Annotated in this window: 12 protein-coding genes; 3 read left to right on the plus strand and 9 right to left on the minus strand. The window is 68.2% G+C overall.

Annotated elements, in window-relative coordinates; translation table 11 throughout:
- Window positions 1-84 precede the first annotated feature (84 nt).
- Window positions 85-408, plus strand: coding sequence for a multidrug efflux SMR transporter (locus GVY39_RS13080; RefSeq protein ID WP_159923973.1), 324 nt, complete (start codon window positions 85-87; stop codon window positions 406-408).
- A 52-nt stretch (window positions 409-460) separates the two neighbouring features.
- On the opposite strand, the gene ilvA is transcribed toward GVY39_RS13080, so the two are convergent.
- From ilvA to GVY39_RS13115, 7 genes are all read right to left on the minus strand, one after another.
- Complete coding sequence (gene ilvA, locus GVY39_RS13085; RefSeq protein ID WP_236565432.1) at window positions 461-1,666, minus strand: threonine ammonia-lyase; 1,206 nt, start codon at window positions 1,664-1,666, stop codon at window positions 461-463.
- A 47-nt stretch (window positions 1,667-1,713) separates the two neighbouring features.
- Window positions 1,714-2,883, minus strand: coding sequence for a serine hydrolase (locus GVY39_RS13090; protein ID WP_159923977.1), 1,170 nt, complete (start codon window positions 2,881-2,883; stop codon window positions 1,714-1,716).
- Between the two features lie 356 nt (window positions 2,884-3,239).
- The gene (locus GVY39_RS13095; RefSeq protein WP_159924066.1) at window positions 3,240-3,590 is read right to left on the minus strand and encodes a hypothetical protein; all 351 of its coding nucleotides are present in this window, start codon (window positions 3,588-3,590) and stop codon (window positions 3,240-3,242) included.
- Window positions 3,591-3,893: 303 nt separating this feature from the next.
- On the minus strand, window positions 3,894-4,469 hold the full coding sequence (gene idi, locus GVY39_RS13100) for an isopentenyl-diphosphate Delta-isomerase (RefSeq protein WP_159923979.1): 576 nt from the start codon (window positions 4,467-4,469) through the stop codon (window positions 3,894-3,896).
- Window positions 4,466-5,338, minus strand: coding sequence for a geranyl diphosphate 2-C-methyltransferase (locus GVY39_RS13105; RefSeq protein ID WP_159923981.1), 873 nt, complete (start codon window positions 5,336-5,338; stop codon window positions 4,466-4,468). Before GVY39_RS13105 ends, idi begins: the two co-directional genes overlap by 4 nt.
- A gap of 32 nt (window positions 5,339-5,370) precedes the next feature.
- Entirely contained in the window at window positions 5,371-6,912 is a 1,542-nt protein-coding gene (locus tag GVY39_RS13110) for a family 2 encapsulin nanocompartment cargo protein terpene cyclase (RefSeq protein ID WP_159923983.1), read from the minus strand.
- A gap of 14 nt (window positions 6,913-6,926) precedes the next feature.
- Window positions 6,927-8,333 carry a family 2B encapsulin nanocompartment shell protein gene (locus GVY39_RS13115; protein ID WP_159923985.1) on the minus strand — a complete coding sequence of 469 codons (1,407 nt, stop codon included), beginning with the start codon at window positions 8,331-8,333 and terminating at the stop codon, window positions 6,927-6,929.
- Window positions 8,334-9,111: 778 nt separating this feature from the next.
- Here GVY39_RS13115 and GVY39_RS13120 point away from each other — a divergent pair.
- Window positions 9,112-12,063, plus strand: a complete 2,952-nt coding sequence (locus GVY39_RS13120; protein ID WP_159923987.1) for an acyl-CoA synthetase — start codon at window positions 9,112-9,114, stop codon at window positions 12,061-12,063.
- Between the two features lie 56 nt (window positions 12,064-12,119).
- Window positions 12,120-12,719 carry a bifunctional 2-polyprenyl-6-hydroxyphenol methylase/3-demethylubiquinol 3-O-methyltransferase UbiG gene (locus GVY39_RS13125; RefSeq protein ID WP_159923989.1) on the plus strand — a complete coding sequence of 200 codons (600 nt, stop codon included), beginning with the start codon at window positions 12,120-12,122 and terminating at the stop codon, window positions 12,717-12,719.
- 35 nt (window positions 12,720-12,754) lie between these two features.
- On the opposite strand, the gene rffA is transcribed toward GVY39_RS13125, so the two are convergent.
- Window positions 12,755-13,894 carry a dTDP-4-amino-4,6-dideoxygalactose transaminase gene (rffA, locus tag GVY39_RS13130; protein ID WP_159923991.1) on the minus strand — a complete coding sequence of 380 codons (1,140 nt, stop codon included), beginning with the start codon at window positions 13,892-13,894 and terminating at the stop codon, window positions 12,755-12,757.
- Window positions 13,884-14,984 (minus strand): glycosyltransferase, encoded by a 1,101-nt coding sequence (locus GVY39_RS13135; protein WP_159923993.1) that lies wholly within the window; start codon window positions 14,982-14,984, stop codon window positions 13,884-13,886. The genes rffA and GVY39_RS13135 overlap by 11 nt, the downstream gene beginning before the upstream one ends.
- Window positions 14,985-15,232: the final 248 nt, after the last annotated feature.

Raw genomic sequence — 15,232 nt, forward strand, 5'->3', positions numbered from 1 at the left:
GGCGAATTCCCTGCGATGGGGAGCGTACGCGTTTGCGGAACGCTGCCCGGTATGAGCCCCGCGAGGCTCGATTACGCTGCGAAAATGACCTTGCTGCTGCTTGCCTTGGCCATCGCTTCCGAGGTGACCGCGACCGTTTCACTCAAGATCTCCGAGGGATTCACCAAACTCGTTCCGTCGATCGTGGTGGTCGTCGGATACTGCGCGGCGTTCTTCTTCCTGGCCCAGGCACTGAAGCGGGGCATGCCGATCGGGGTGGCCTACGGCATCTGGTCGGCGGTGGGTGTGGCCGCTATCGCACTGATCGGCGTGCTGTTCCTGGACGAGCGACTGAGCCTGATGCAGGTGGGCGGCATCGCTCTGGTGATTCTCGGAGTACTGGCTCTGGAACTCGGCGGCGCGCACTGACCTGCGGCTTGCCGCGTCCTCGCCTGCCGACCAAGACACCGGCGGTCACCGGTCAATCCGAGACCCGCACCGCGTATCCCGCGTTCGCGAGCGCGGTGAGCACGTCGTCACGATGCTCGGACCCGCGCGTCTCCAGCGTCAGCGCCACTTCGACCTCGTCCACCGCCAGCCAGGTTCCGGTGCGCGAATGCGCCACGTCGACGACACTGGCACCCGTCTTGCCGATCACCGCGAGCAGCGTGCCCAGCGCACCGGGGCGATCGGAGATCGTCACGCGCACAGCCAGATACCGGCCCGCGGCGCTCAAACCGTGCCCTATCACCCGGGTCAGCAGCAGCGGGTCGATATTGCCGCCGGACAAGATCGCACAGACCGGTCCGCGCAGGCCGAGCTCCGATGGTACGTGACTCATCAGGGCGGCGACCGCCGCGGCGCCCGCGGGCTCGACGATCACCTTCGCGCGTTCCAGGCACAGCAGCAGCGCCTGCGACAACGCTTCCTCGTCCACCGTCACGATGCTCGAAACATACTGGGCGACATGGGCGAAGGGCACCGCACCGGGCTGCCCGACCGCGATGCCGTCGGCCATGGTCGACATCCGGTCTATCCGCACCGGCGCACCCGCCGCCAGCGAGACAGGCCAGGCGGCCGCTTCCGCCGCCTGAACCCCGATGACGCGCACGTCCGGCGCCAGGTGCCGCATCGCGACCGCGACACCCGCGAGGAGCCCGCCGCCGCCGGTGGGCACCAGCACCGTGCCCACCTGCGGCAGCTGCCGCAGGATCTCCCGGCCGATGGTGGCTTGACCGGCCACGATATCGGGATGGTCGAACGGGTGGATCAGCGTCGCGCCGGACCGTTCGGCGAAATCCAGCGCCGCGTCCAGCGACTCGTCGATGGTTTCGCCGACCTGGCGCACCTGGGCGCCATAGGCCTTGGTCGCCGTCAATTTCGGCAGGGAGGCCCCGACCGGCATGAACACCGTGGACGCTATGCCGAGCGACGACGCCGACCACGCGACCCCCTGCGCATGGTTGCCCGCGCTCGCGGCGACGACGCCACGCTCGCGTGCCTCCTGCGACAGGTTGGCGATCCGGTTGTAGGCGCCGCGCGGCTTGAACGAGCCGGTCCGCTGCAAATTCTCGCACTTCAACCACACTTCGGTGCCCGCGCGCTCGGACAGCGCCCGCGACGCCAGCAGTGGCGTGCGCCTGATCACCGGGGCCAGCAGCCGCGCGGCCGCCTCGATTCGCGACATGTCAACCGACTCCATACCGCCATGCTGCCATTCGGGCAGCCAGACGGTCAGGCGGCTCGGGCGAGGTTGTGAGCCAGCGCACCGAGGCGGGCCAAGCGGGCATCGCCCAAAGGAGTCAGCCTGCTGCCGAGGCGGTTGGTGACGAAGCCCAGCGACATCCCGGTCGCGGGATCGGCGAAACCACCGGAGCCGCCGAGCCCGAAATGGCCGAACGCCGAGATCGGTTCGGCCCTGGATGGTTTCATCGGCACGCCGTGGTAGCCGAGTGCCCACGGAATGCGGAAGGCCAGCACGTAATCGGGGGTGAAGACCTGTCGCCGGGTCATTCGCTCGATGGTGTCCCCGTGCAGTAGCTGGTAGCCGTCCAACCGTCCGCCGTCGGCGAGCGCGCCGTACACCCGGGCCAGCGCCCGCGCGGAGAAGACGCCGTTGAGGCCGGGCATCACCGAATCGTGCAGGCGCGGGTCGGCGACCAGTTCGGCGAACCCCGTCGGCGTCGTGTCGGCCGCGGCCGCGAAGCGGGTGCGGGCCAGTAGCCGTGAGCCGCGCTCCCAGCTCATCCCAGCGACGGTGAGACGCGGGAAGTTGGTGGCGATACGCCCGCGCTCGGACTCCGGAACACCGAACCACAGTTCCTCCGCCCCGAGCGGTTGCGCGATCTCGGTGCGCAGCACATCGGTGAACTCCGACCCGGCGACCCGGCGCACCAGCTCAGCGACCAGATGCCCGTAGGTGATGCCGTGATAGCCGCTGGTCACCTCGTGCCGCGGATCGGGAGCGGCGGCCGCGAGCGCCGCGGTGACCGCCGCGTCGTCGAAGAACAGCTCGATCGGGCCCGGCAGCAGTCCGCGCAGGCGGTGCAGCCCCGCCCGGTGGGTCAGCATCGCGCGCACCGTGACGCGGTCCTTGCCCGCGGCCGCGAACTCGGGCCAGTATGTCGCGACCGGCTCGTCGTAATCGATCAGGCCGCGCTCGGCCAACCGGTGCACCAGTGTGCTCGCGATACCTTTGCCGGTGGAATACGCCATCGCGACGGTGTCGTGCGCCCACGGGACGTCGGGATGCGCGTATCCGGCCCAGACATCCACGACCGGCTCGCCGTGCAGATAGACCGCCAGCGCCCCGCCGCCGTCGGACGGACGCCGGAACAGCCGGTCGAATTCGGCGACCAAACGTGCGAAGCGGCGATCGACGTGCTGTGCTGCCGAAACTGTCATCGAAACCTCGTGCTCGATTTCCAGCGCATGGGACGCTGCGTGCTCGCGGCCCATTATGGCCCTCGTCCGAGCGGTCGCCAGATCATCGAGGCGTGGGGGAAGGCGGACTGTCCGACGCGATCGTTTCGGAATGTGGGGGCGGCAGACTCTGTGCGCACCTGCGTACCGAGGTCGGCGTGGCGGTGGTCAGCGTGGCCATGATGGTCGAGTGGCGGCGTGGCGGCGGCGCCGACGTTGTAAACGCGGCTCACGCGCAGTCGCGCAGTCGGGTAGGGGAGGGGGCGCTACCGTCCGGGCACGAGCGCACTGCCCTGACCCGGACGGGGGCTCGCCGAGTTCGTGCAGCGTCCGAGGGATCAGGCGGCCACGGCGGTCGCGAGCTTCCGCAACTCGGCGTCGGGGTCTGCCACGTCGACCACGAGGCGTGTCACGTCGGCGCCTGCCAAGTCGATACGAATGGCGTGCCCGTCGAAGCGTGTGTCCCAGAATTCCTTGCGGCCTTTGCCCCGGAACGTTCCCGCCGCGATGACGCCGGGGAAGAACGCGCCGGGCGCGCGCACCCACGGCGGGCGGCGATCGACCCCGGCCAAGCCGAGCGCGGTGATGTCGGACAAATCGAACGTCAGCTGGTCGCGCAGTGCGAGCAGCTGATGGGCGCCGCGCACGTGCACGGTCACCCTCGTTCCGGTGACCTCGAATTCGACCATCACGCACCTCACTTCACCGAGAACTCCAACAACGTCAACGATGCAGAACGGTCCTGGCCAAAGCCTGTGCCGTTCCTATGATTTCTCTCAGTTTCTGTCCATGGTGTTACAGGGATATGCGCATCTATCAATGAGATCGTCCCGGCTGCCGGTAACAGCACGCTCGAACGCGGAGTTACGAGACAGCCGGGAAAGGGAGGTGCCGCGACGTCGCGAAGCTGGATCGAGGCAGCCGGATCGGCGTCGACCACCAGCAGTCGACGATGTGCTCGGCTGCCTCGGGCCATAGAAGTCGAGGGACGGTCAGGGTGTCGAGCTTCTCGGGACGTACGCGGGCTCGGCTATGTCGAGGACTCCCGCCAGCCATGGTGTGTAGGCGTCCGGATTGTCGACCAGCGCGTCGCGGAGCGCGTCCGGTTGGATCCAGGCGTAGTCGGCGACCTCGGCCGGATCCGGCCGAGGTGTCCCGATGTCCAACCGCCCGATCAGCACGTGATCCCATTCGGATTCGACGCGACCGGTCCGCGGGTCCGCGGCGTGGTACCGGTAGATTCCCGCTTCGGTGAGCGCGCAGGTCAGGCCCATTTCCTCGTTCAGTCGCAGCCCTGCGGCGGTCGCGACCGGTTCGTCAGGTGCGGGGTGCCCACAGCAGGTGTTGGCCCACAGCGACGGAAATCTGGTCTTCACCGCCGCACGCTGCTGCAACAGCACCCGGCCCGCCGAGTCGAAGAGCAACACGGAGAACGCGCGGTGCAGTCGCCCCGGAGCTAGATGGGCCTCGGCGACCGAGCACTCGCCGACCGCGCGGCCCATGTCGTCGACGAGCTCGACGGGCAGGGCCTCGCGGTCGGTGTGCTGCTGGGCGAGGGTGTCGGTCACCTGCCCACCTTATCGGCGGCGATGAGCATGTAGTGGAAGCTGCCCTCCCGGTAGGCGGTCAGGAACGGCTTCTCGACGCCGGTGGCCAGCTCGGATTTCGTCCGCAGCTCCCAATACGGGATTGTCGCGGCGGTGAGCTCGGTCACGGCGATGGGCACCAGGTTGTTCTCGGCCATGGCGCGGAAGTACTCGCTGCGCGGATGGATCATGCAGCCGTAGTGCGCGTCGATCCAGCTGACCGAGGACGAACGGCCACCGGTGACATCATTGGAGCAGCCGGTGATGCACACGTAGCGTCCGCCCGGTTCCAGCAGGCGGGAGAACTCGCGGAACAGGTCGAACAGGTCCACGTACATGGTGGTCTCGTTGGTCCAGATGCCGCGCATGGAACCGGTCTCGAATCCGGTGTCCAGCATGTTGCGGAAGTGGAACTTCACCTTGTCCGCGACACCGCGGCGGGCGGCCTGGTCGTTGGCGAAGCCGACCTGGTATTCGGAGATGGTCACCCCGTCGACCTGGCAGCCGAAGCGCTGATTGGCCATGAAGCTGGTGCCCCCGCGGCCGGAGCCGCCGTCCATCAGCCGGTCGCCGGGGCGGACGTCGCCGAGGTGGTCGAGCAGGAACTCCGCCTGCGCGGTCTCCAGCCGGTGCAACTCGGTGACGATGCGTTCCTCGCGGGTGTCCTCCGGGCCGGTCAGCACGGACAGATCCGGGTCGCCGATGCCGTAGTGATGGTGGTAGAGCCCGTCGACCTCACCGAGTTTGGTGTTGACCCGGTCGTCGTTCGGGTTGTTGTTCCAGTACGCGGCGACGGACTTCTGGTAACTGGTACGCAGAACGGTCCCGGTGTCCGGGTTGAGCATGGTCATGCGCGATCATCCTCTCTCGGTGCGGTACTGCTTCATTTCACATCGCGATAGCGTTTGCTGTTGGCGTGCCAGGCACGGTTGCCGCCCATCCAGGCCCACAGGCCGGCGAGGAAGCGGCGTAGCTGCGGCGATCCCGCCGCGGCCAGGGGCGCCGCCTCGCGTTCGAACCGGTGCACCAGTTCGTCGTGCACCTCGGCGGTGCGCAGCACGGCCTCGCGGCGTGAGCAGCGCTCCTCGGCGGCGAGGACGGTCGGCAGATTGAACTCTCTGCCGTTGGAAAGGTCCTCGCGCGCCATCGAATACAGGTCGTTCACCATCTGGCTGGCCAGCGCCGCCGTGGTGACCACACGGCGCACCGCCGGGTGGGTGTACTCCGCGGCTCGCAACTCGTAGCCGCCGAGCACGTCGGTCGGCGCCATGCAGGGCAAGAAGCTGTGCGGTTGCCGGTTGGTGAGGTATTCCCACACCGGCGGCATCCGTCCCGCCGCCCGCCAACCCGCTTCCGCGCCGAGCGCGATGAACCAGCCCGCGATCTCGGTGCGCAGCCGGGCCAGCTGCGCCGGGCTGGCGTAGCGCGCCAGATGGTCGAAGGACGTGCGGAAGGCGCGCAGGATGGGGTCGGCCTCGAGAGCCGCCTCGAGCTGGGCGACGTATCGCACGGGCAGGTGAACCGGGTCCATGGCGGCGGCGGCCAATTCGAGCCGGGGACCCAGTTCGGCCTCGGCACTGGACGGCGTGCCGTCCGGAGCCCGGTCGTCGGCGTCCTCCTCGCAGTAGTAGTCGTCCACCGACCATTCCGAGACGGCGCACTTCGCCGCTGCCAGCAGCCGGTCCGCGTCGTCGCAGTCCGGGTGGGCGAGCATGATCAGCCGACCGAAATCGGCGTCGCGCAACTCCTCCAGCCGGCCCTCGTACAGCCCGATGTCCCTCGCCCAATCGACGATCCCGGTATTGACGGCTTCGGCCAGAGCGGGATCGTCACGCAGCGGCGGCGGGCAGTACAGCGGGGGAATCGGATCCGGTCGATCGCGGTGCGTCGTGCTGGTCGGCATTCGCGGCGTGCGCGCGGAATCACCGGCGGGTTCCGGGCCGGGCGCCGTGTGCCCGGCCGTGCGTGGCGACACCGCGATGCCGTCTCTTCCGAAGAACGCCGACGCTGTGCCGAGTCCGGTCGGTCCGGTGGGGATGCGTGGCGGCGACGACACCGGCATCCGTTTCACCGATCTCGGTATGCCGCCGGGCGTGGCCGCTGTTCTGGTTTCGTCGATGGCGGTGCCCCGCCCGTCGGTGTGGACAGCGGCCGAGGTCGCCGCCACGACGGCGGGCGTCGTGACACGGTCCGTGCCACCAATCGGCAGCAGCAGGGCGGCGGCGCCGAGGCCGGATGGACCGAGCAACCCGGCGGGCCGCACACCCGCTGGTCCATCCGGGGGCGGAATATCCGGTGCGTCAGCTTTTTTCGGCGCGAAGAGGTCGGACGGAGCGGCCGTCCCGGTGTTGGTGAGCAGCGCGACGACGGTGGCGGCGACCTCATTGGAGGCCTGCGCCGCCGCGGCGCGGGAGAGCACCGACATGCTCATCACCCCGGTCAGTCCGCTTGCCGGGCGACCAGGACGTTGTCGAGCACGCCGAGGGCGTCGGGCACCAGCACGGCGGCCGAGTAATAGCAGCTGATCAGGTAGGAGATGATCGACTGGTCATCGATGCCCTTGAAGCGCACGTTCAGGCTGGGCTCGTACTCGTCCGGGATCCCGGTCTGGTGCAGGCCGATCACGCCCTGGTCCTTCTCGCCGGTGCGCATGGCCAGGATCGAGGTGGTCTGGGTGTCGCTGATCGGGATCTTGCCGCACGGGAAGATCGGCACGCCGCGCCACGCGGGCACACGATGTCCGTCCACCTCGACCGGGTCCGGGTAGAGCCCGCGCTTGCTGCATTCGCGTCCGAACGCCGCGATCGCTTTCGGGTGGGCGAGGAAGAGTTTCGTGCTGCGGCGCATGCTGAGCAGTTCGTCCATGTCGTCCGGGGTGGGCGCGCCGGTCTCGGTGTAGATGCGCTGTTTCAGATCGCAGTTGTGCAGCAGGCCGAAGTCGGGATTGTTGACCAGGTCGTACTCCCGCCGTTCGTAGAGCGCCTCGATGGTCAGGCGCAGTTGCTGCTCGACCTGGTTCATCGGGTCGTTGAACAGGTCGGCGACTCTGGTATGCACGCGCAGCACGCTCTGCGCCAGGCTGAGCTCGTACTGCCGCGGGGAGGCGTCGTAGTCGACGAACGTGCCTTCCAGCAGCGGCTCCCCGGAGTGGCCGGAGGCGACCTCGATGTCGGCCTCGCCTTTGTTGTTCTGGCGGTGGGTGGGCGCGGACGCGACGCGGGAGAGTTGCTCCCGCAGCGCCGGAGCGCTGTCGAGGTACTCCGTCAGGGATTGCCGGGGAAGCACCAGCATGGTCGTCTTGGTCACCGTCTTGACGGTGACGGGCCAGATCGCCGAGGGCTCGATGAGCATCACGTCGCCGAAGTAGTCACCGCCCCCCAGCATGCCGAGCTTTGTCTGCTCTCCGTATTCGCCCGAACCGATCTTGCTCAATTTGCCGTGCACGATCAGCAGAACCTGATCCATCGGGTTGCCGAATTCCGCTACTACAGTGCCCGGTTCGAGATCACGCTGTTCGAAACGCTCTGCGAGGCCGCGCAACACGTCCTCGTCGTCGAAATGGCGCAGTGCCGGAAGCTCTTGCAATTCGAGGGGAATCACCCGTGCGGAGCCGCCGTCGATGACGAATTCCACCTCCCCGTTGCCCACGGTATGGGTCAGGCGGCGGTTCACCCGATACACACCGCCGTTGACCTGCGTCCACGGCAGCACGCGGGTGAGCCAGCGCGAGCTGATGCCCTGCATCTGCGGTTCGGATTTGGTGGTGTGCGCGAGTAGGCCTGCCGTGCTGGTGCTCAGGCTCCTGCGCACGTTGTTTTCCGTTTCGACTGGCATTTCTATGGTCATGCGTGGTCCTCACCTCGAGACGGCCACCGGGAGCCGGTGACGGGTTTTGGGGCAGGGTGAATACGGAGTCGTCGATAGTTCAGAGTCGCTGGGTGTTCACATCAAAACAGCAGCGGGTATGTCCGCGAAGAGCTCATCGAACGAGATTGCCTACGCGCCAAGGCGTTCCAGACGTGATCGATGGTAGACGCCGAAAGCTGCTGCGCACAGGAAAACTTCGAAGATTCGCGCGAGTGCCTGCGGATGGTTACGACACGCAGTCGATTCCGGTAACGGCGGGTGGCGCCCAGAGATGAATCTGCCAATTGCCTTGCGATTGCCCATGATCAGCTCTCTGTATCGATGCCTCCTGGCCTGTGGTCGGGCGTCGTACTCGATGTGATGACCAGACCACCGCGGCGACCCACCGGCAATGCGCAGGCGGCTCCCACCGGCGCGCTCGTTCGCTTATCAAGAGATCGGGCTCAGCCATGGCTGACGTGTGCGTGGCTGTGCCGGGAGCGGCTCGTCTCCCTGGGTAGGGTGGGTCGGTATTCGCTCAGGGGGGCGGCGTGCCCACCGAGGCGCACCGGTGACTCTCCGCTGTCGGTTTCCCGGTGCCTCGCACGTTCGCCGGGCGCCGTTCACGAGCCGATGCGTAAACGTCATGGAAGCCGACCGCGGCATCCATGCATGTGTCGTGTCACAGCGGACACATAATGGACAGGTGGTATGGGAAGCTCGTCTGAACACCTCGCGGTGTGTGATGCGGGTCACGTTCTAGGTAGGGCCAGGAGCGATGGTGAAGTTGAATGCGAAGGATGTGGTGGGCTCGGTGCAGCGGTTGATGGCGACCGCGCAGAACGGCCTGGAGGTCATCCGCTTCGGCGGGCTGACCCATGACGTCGCGTCCTCTCCGTTCGAAGTCGTGGAGCGCAGACGCATGTACCGGCTGCGCCATTACTTCCCCGACGACGCCACCCCCGGCCGTCCGGTGGCCCTGCTGGTCCCGCCTCTCATGGTGAACGCCGACATCTGGGACGTGAACGCCGAGGACGGCGCCGTCGGGATCCTGCACCGCGGTGGCGTCGACTGCTGGGTGGTGGACTTCGGCTCGCCCGCGAGTGAGGAGGGCGGCTGGCAACGCGACCTCGCCGACCACGTGCTCGCCGTCAACAGCGCCATCGACACCGTCAACGAGGCCACCGGCAGCGGCGTGCACCTGATGGGCTACTCGCAGGGCGGCATGTTCGCCTACCAGTCCGCCGCCTACCGGTACGGCAAGGGCGTGGACAGCATCGTGACCTTCGGCAGCCCGGTCGACATCGTCGCGGGCATGCCGTTCGGACTGCCCTACGGCATGGTCTCCGACGTCGCCGACTTCCTGGCCGACCACGTGGTCACCCGGCTGCCGATCACCGACTCCATGGTGCGGATCGGCTTCCAATTGCTCGACCCGGTGAAGACGGCCAAGTCCAGGATCGATTTCCTGCGTCAGCTGCACGACCGGGAGGCGCTGCTGCCGAAGGAGCGCCAGCGCCGTTTCCTCAACAGCGACGGCTGGGTCGGTTACGCGGGCCCCGCCGCGGCGGACCTGCTCAAGCAGTTCGTCGCGCACAACCGGCTGATGCTCGGCGGATTCGTGATCCGCGATCAGCCGATCTCGCTGGCCGAGCTGAAATGCCCGATCCTGGCGTTCGTCGGCGAGGTGGACGACATCGGACAGCCCGCCGCCGTGCGCGGCATCGTGCGGGCCGCGCCCAACGCCGAGGTCTACGAGGCGACCTTGGTGGCGGGGCACTTCGGCCTGGTGGCCGGAAGCACGGCCACCAACCACACCTGGCCGCTGGTGCGGCAGTGGGTCGAGTGGATGGACGGCGACAAGCCGCTGCCCCCGGAAATCGTGCCGATGGCCGAGCATGTGGCGAGCAACCGCCCCCGGTCGGCGGCGACCCGGGTGGTGCACACCGCCGCGACGCTGGCGGAGGCGGGCACCGGCGTGGGCAAAGCACTCGAGGGCATCGCGAACAACACGGTGCGCGGCTCGATCGAACTGGCCGGCGAAGCCGCACGGGCACTACCCAGGCTGACCCGACTGGGCATGATCCAGCCGCACACCCGGGTATCGCTCGGCCGACTGCTGGCCGAGCAGGCGCGGCGCGCGCCGCGGCGGGACCTGTTCCTGTTCGACGACCGGGTGCACACGAACGCGGCGGTCAACACGCGCATCGACAACGTGGTGCGCGGCCTGATCTCGGTGGGCGTGCGTCCCGCCATGCGGGTCGGCCTGGTGATGGAGACGCGGCCGAGCGCGTTGGCCGCTGTCGCGGCGCTGTCGCGGCTGGGCGCGGTGGCGGTGCTGCTGGCCCCGAACAGCGAACTGAGCCGCGCGATAGAGCTGACCGGCGTGGATACTCTGATCGCCGACCCGGAGAACCTGCGGCAGGCCGCCGCGACCAGCGCCCGGGTGCTGGTGCTCGGCGGTGGCGACACCCGCGAATTGTCCCTGCCCGCCGGGGATCGCTTGATCGACCTCGAGCAGATCGACCCGGCCCGGGTGCAGCTGCCCGCGTGGTACCGGCCCGATCCTGGCCTGGCGCGGGAGCTGGCGTTCGTGCTCGTCACCGGTACCGGCGACCGATTGGAGACCAAGTACATCACCAACCATCGCTGGGCACTGTCGGCGTTCGGTACCGCGACCACGGCTGATCTCGACCGCAAGGACACGGTGTACTGCCTCGCCCCGCTGCACCATTCCTCCGGGCTGCTGGTCAGCCTCGGCGGTGCGGTCGCGGGTGGGAGCCGGATCGCACTGGCCCGGTCGCTGAATCCGGAGCGCTTCTCCGAGGAGGTGCACCGCTATGGCGTCACCGTGGTCACCTACACCTGGACCATGCTGCGCGACATCCTCGACGCCGAGGTGTTCCCGGCCGGTCATCGCCACCCCATCCGGTTGTTCATCGGCTCCGGTATGCCCGCCGGACTGTGGCGGCGCACCGTCGAGCAGTTCGAACCCGCCCGGGTACTGGAGTTCTACGCCTCGATCGAGGGCGACGTGGTGCTGGCCAATGTGGCCGGTCAGAAGCGCGGGTGCAAGGGCAGGCCGGTTCCCGGCACCGCGAAGGTGGAGTTGGTCGCCTACGATCCGCTCACCGAGCGCGTTCTGGTCGACGGCTCGGGCTTCGCCCGGCGCTGCGCGGACAACGAGGTGGGCCTGTTGATCGGCAAAGCGTCCGACGGCGTCGACATCTCCGCCGGCGGCCTGCGCGGGGTCTTCACGGCGGGCGACTCCTGGATGCCGACGGAGAATTTGTTCCGCCGCGACAGCGACGGCGACTACTGGCTGATCGACCGCACGGACACGGTGATCCACACGCGGCGCGGGCCGGTGTTCGGGCAGCCGATCGTCGACGTGCTCAACGACATCACCGCGGTCGACATGGAAGTAACCTACGGCCTCAATGTCGGTGACCACTGCATCGCGGTGGCCGCAGTGAGCGTGCGCGAAGGCTTCCACCTGGAACCGAAGGACGTCACCGAGGCGTTGCGCGCGCTGGAACCGGATCAGCGGCCCGACCTGGTGTACGTGGTGAACGACATTCCCCGCAGCTCGTCCTTCCGCCCCTCCGCCCGTGCGGTGCAGGCGGCCGGGCGCCCCGAGCCGGGACCGGACACCTGGTGGTACAACCGGGCTTCCGATGCCTACGAGATCCTCACCGAGGACCAAGCACACACATTGCTGGGCGATTGACGCGATTCATGTTGCCGAAGCGCCGGATTCACCGACCGATGGCATAGTGAGTGCCTGTGAGAACGAGCCTCATCTACCGCAACGGGACCGTCTACGAGGTGCTGATGCGCGGGTTGTACGGCAGGCACTACACGGCTCGGTATCGCGCTATCGCGGAGCTCGTCCCTGAGGGAGCGAGCGTGGTGGATCTGTGCTGCGGACCTGCGACGCTCTACACCCGCTACTTGCGCCGCAAGTCGGTCGACTACACGGGCCTGGACCTGAACGAGCGTTTCGTCGCGCGCGTGAACGAAGCGGGCGGGCGGGGCAGGGTATGGAACCTGCGTTCGGATGACGCACTGCCCGCCGCCGACTACGTCATCATGCAGGCCAGCCTCTATCATTTCCTCCCCGAGCCGGGCCCCCTCCTCGATCGGATGCTCGCGGCCGCGGGCAAGCACGTGATCGTCGCCGAACCGGTCCGAAACCTGGCGACCAGCGACAATCCGGTCCTCGCCACGATCGGCAAGCGGTTCACCGACGCGGGCGACGGCGAGCAGGCGCACCGCTTCACCGAGCAGACGCTGGACGAGTTCTTCACGCCGTACGCGCCGCGCGTGGCACGGCGATCCCTGATCGCGGGCGGCAGGGAGAAGCTCTACGTGCTCACCGCGTAAGCCGTGATCGGGTCTCGTCTATGGCGACGACGCGATCACACGGTGAACGCGGTGACCGCGTCCACGACGCGGGCTACCTGCGCGTCGGTGAGATCCGGCCACAGCGGCAGGCGCACGACGGTTCCGGAGAACTCGGCGCTGCGGGCGCACGGTCGCGGAGTGCGGCCGAGTTTGAAGCCGGCCGGGCTGGAGTCCAGCGGGATGTAGTGGAACGGGGCGGAGATGCCCTGCGCGGCGAGGTGCATGATGAGGTCGTCGCGGCGTCGCTCGGTCGGGGTGCGCAGGTAGTACAGATGCGCGGTGTGCCCGCGATCGGCGGGCACGGACATCAGGCGCACGTCGTTGCGCCGGGCCCAGTCCGGGAGGGCGGCGGCGTAGGCGTCCCACACCCGGTGCCGTCCGGCCTGGATGGTGTCGAACTCGTCCAGTTGCGCGTCGAGCACGGCCGCGTTCAGCTCGCTCGGCAGATAGCTGGAGCCGATGTCCTGCCAGGAGTACTTGTCCACTGCTCCGCGCAGGAACCGGGCACGGTCGGTGCCCTTTTCCCGGATGATCTCGGCGCGCGCCATCAGGATCTCGTCGGTGAGCAGCAGCGCGCCGCCCTCGCCGCAGTGCACGTTCTTGGTGTCGTGGAAGCTGAGCGTGCCCATCGTGCCGATGGTGCCCAGCTGCCTGCCGCGCCAGGTGCCGCCGAGCCCGTGCGCGTTGTCCTCGACGACGGCGAAGCCGTGCGCGTTCGCCAGGGCCAGCAACCCGTCCATGTCGGCGGCGACGCCACCGTAGTGGATGACCACCACGGCTTTGGTCCGCTCGGTGATCACTGCGGCCACCGACGCCGGGTCCAGGTTGCCGGTTGCCGGATCGATGTCGGCGAAGACGCATGTGGCGCCGCGCAGCGCCATCGAGGTGGCGGTGGAGGTGAACGCGAAGCTGGGCACGATCACTTCGTCGTCGGGGCCCAGCTCCAGCAGCAGGCCCGCCATCTCCAACGCGGACGTGCAGGAGGTGGTGAGCAGGGCGTGCGGCGCGCCCGTGATCGCCTTCAGCTTCGCGGTGGCCGACGCGGTGAACTGTCCGTCGCCATGGCTGTGGTCGGAGGCCAGCACGGCCTCCAGGTTCGCTAGTTCCCGGCGCGCCCGGAATGGGCGGCTGAAGATGACGCGGTCAGTGCTCAACCCGGTCGGTCCCCCTGCTGGCGGTGGTCGCGGTCAATTCCGAAGTGTCGGCCGGACGCGGCGTCGGCGTCTCGACGGTGAGGTAGAGCGGTTTGCCCACCAGGATGTGCAGGGCCACGCCCAGGTACTCGGCGATGAGCCCGAGCGAGAAGAGCACTGCGCCGGAGCACAGCAGCAGCACCACGATGGTGGAGGCCCAGCCTTCGGGTGCCCAGCCGTCGGTGGTCAGCGCTTCGAAGACGACGATCGCGGCCATCACGACGCCGGCCAGGGCCAGCGTGACGCCCAGCAGGCTGACCAGCCGCAATCCGCGGGTGCCGCTGCACAGGACCATCTTCCAGAACAGCGAGAACAGGCGACGGTAGTTGTAGCCGGACTCCTCCCTGCCCTCGGCCCGCAACACCACCGGCGCCTGCGCGACGGCGCCGACCACCCAGGTCAGCGCGACGTCCAGGTAGACGCCGTTGGAGGCGACTTCGGCGAGCTGCCTGCCGATGTCCCCACGGATGAGCCGGTAGCTTTCGAACCGGGTGGAATCCGGGAACGCGAACAGCGTCGCGAGCACCAGCTTGGCTCCGCGCGAGGTCAGATTGCGCAGGAATCCGTGCGGCCTGGTGTTGCTCGGCTTGGAGTAGACCAGGTCGGCTCGCTGCGCCAAGGCCGTGTCCAGGAACGTGCTGATGAAGCGGGGATCGTGCTGGCCGTCCTCGTCCATGGTGACGATCCAGTCACCGGCCGCGACCGACATCCCGGCGATCGTGGCGGCGTCCTGGCCGAAGTTGCGGCTGAGCCAGACGGTGCGCACCGTGGGATAGGTTCGCTGCAGTTCCTGCAGTACCACGTCGGAACGGTCGGGGCCGTGGTCGTGCACCAGGATGATCTCGGTGACCGTGAACGTGGTGCCGCCCGGCGTCTCGACGGGGCGCGTGAGATCGTGCAGTTCGGCGACCAGACCCGCGATCGTGTCCTCACCCCGGTACACCGGCACGACCACCGACACCCGGTGCGGCCGATCCACGCCGGGCCGTGCCGGGTCACCGTTCGTGGCGGGGGCGCCGGAACGGAATGTACGGGCGGGGGGAATCGGCATCAGCTGGATCGACTTTCGATGACGGTGCGTGCCGGTACTCGTTGCAGAACTGCAGAGCCCGAACCGGTGTGGACTTTAGCACGGTGCGATACGCGGCCACCGGAGCAGCTGATCATGCCCCCATCTTGGCGGCGTCCACGAGCGATGCCAACCGCACAGCCGCCCTGTAGGGTTTGGAACTCGTGACGGACAGTGCAGTGCTCGGCTCGCGGCCGGATGTCTATTCGCGGCGAGATGTCTACCGGTGG

The organism is Nocardia sp. CY15 (assembly GCF_009829295.1).
Lineage (GTDB): Bacteria > Actinomycetota > Actinomycetes > Mycobacteriales > Mycobacteriaceae > Nocardia > Nocardia sputi.

Excerpts from the sequence above, each read along its gene's own strand:
- GVY39_RS13120 (WP_159923987.1), top strand. The coding sequence starts at position 9,112 with ATGGTGAAGTTGAATGCGAAGGATGTGGTGGGCTCGGTGCAGCGGTTG.
- GVY39_RS13095 (WP_159924066.1), bottom strand. The coding sequence starts at position 3,590 with ATGGTCGAATTCGAGGTCACCGGAACGAGGGTGACCGTGCACGTGCGC.
- GVY39_RS13105 (WP_159923981.1), bottom strand. The coding sequence starts at position 5,338 with ATGACCATGCTCAACCCGGACACCGGGACCGTTCTGCGTACCAGTTAC.
- GVY39_RS13135 (WP_159923993.1), bottom strand. The coding sequence starts at position 14,984 with ATGCCGATTCCCCCCGCCCGTACATTCCGTTCCGGCGCCCCCGCCACG.
- GVY39_RS13115 (WP_159923985.1), bottom strand. The coding sequence starts at position 8,333 with ATGACCATAGAAATGCCAGTCGAAACGGAAAACAACGTGCGCAGGAGC.
- GVY39_RS13110 (WP_159923983.1), bottom strand. The coding sequence starts at position 6,912 with ATGTCGGTGCTCTCCCGCGCCGCGGCGGCGCAGGCCTCCAATGAGGTC.
- ilvA (WP_236565432.1), bottom strand. The coding sequence starts at position 1,666 with ATGTCGCGAATCGAGGCGGCCGCGCGGCTGCTGGCCCCGGTGATCAGG.
- GVY39_RS13080 (WP_159923973.1), top strand. The coding sequence starts at position 85 with ATGACCTTGCTGCTGCTTGCCTTGGCCATCGCTTCCGAGGTGACCGCG.
- GVY39_RS13090 (WP_159923977.1), bottom strand. The coding sequence starts at position 2,883 with ATGACAGTTTCGGCAGCACAGCACGTCGATCGCCGCTTCGCACGTTTG.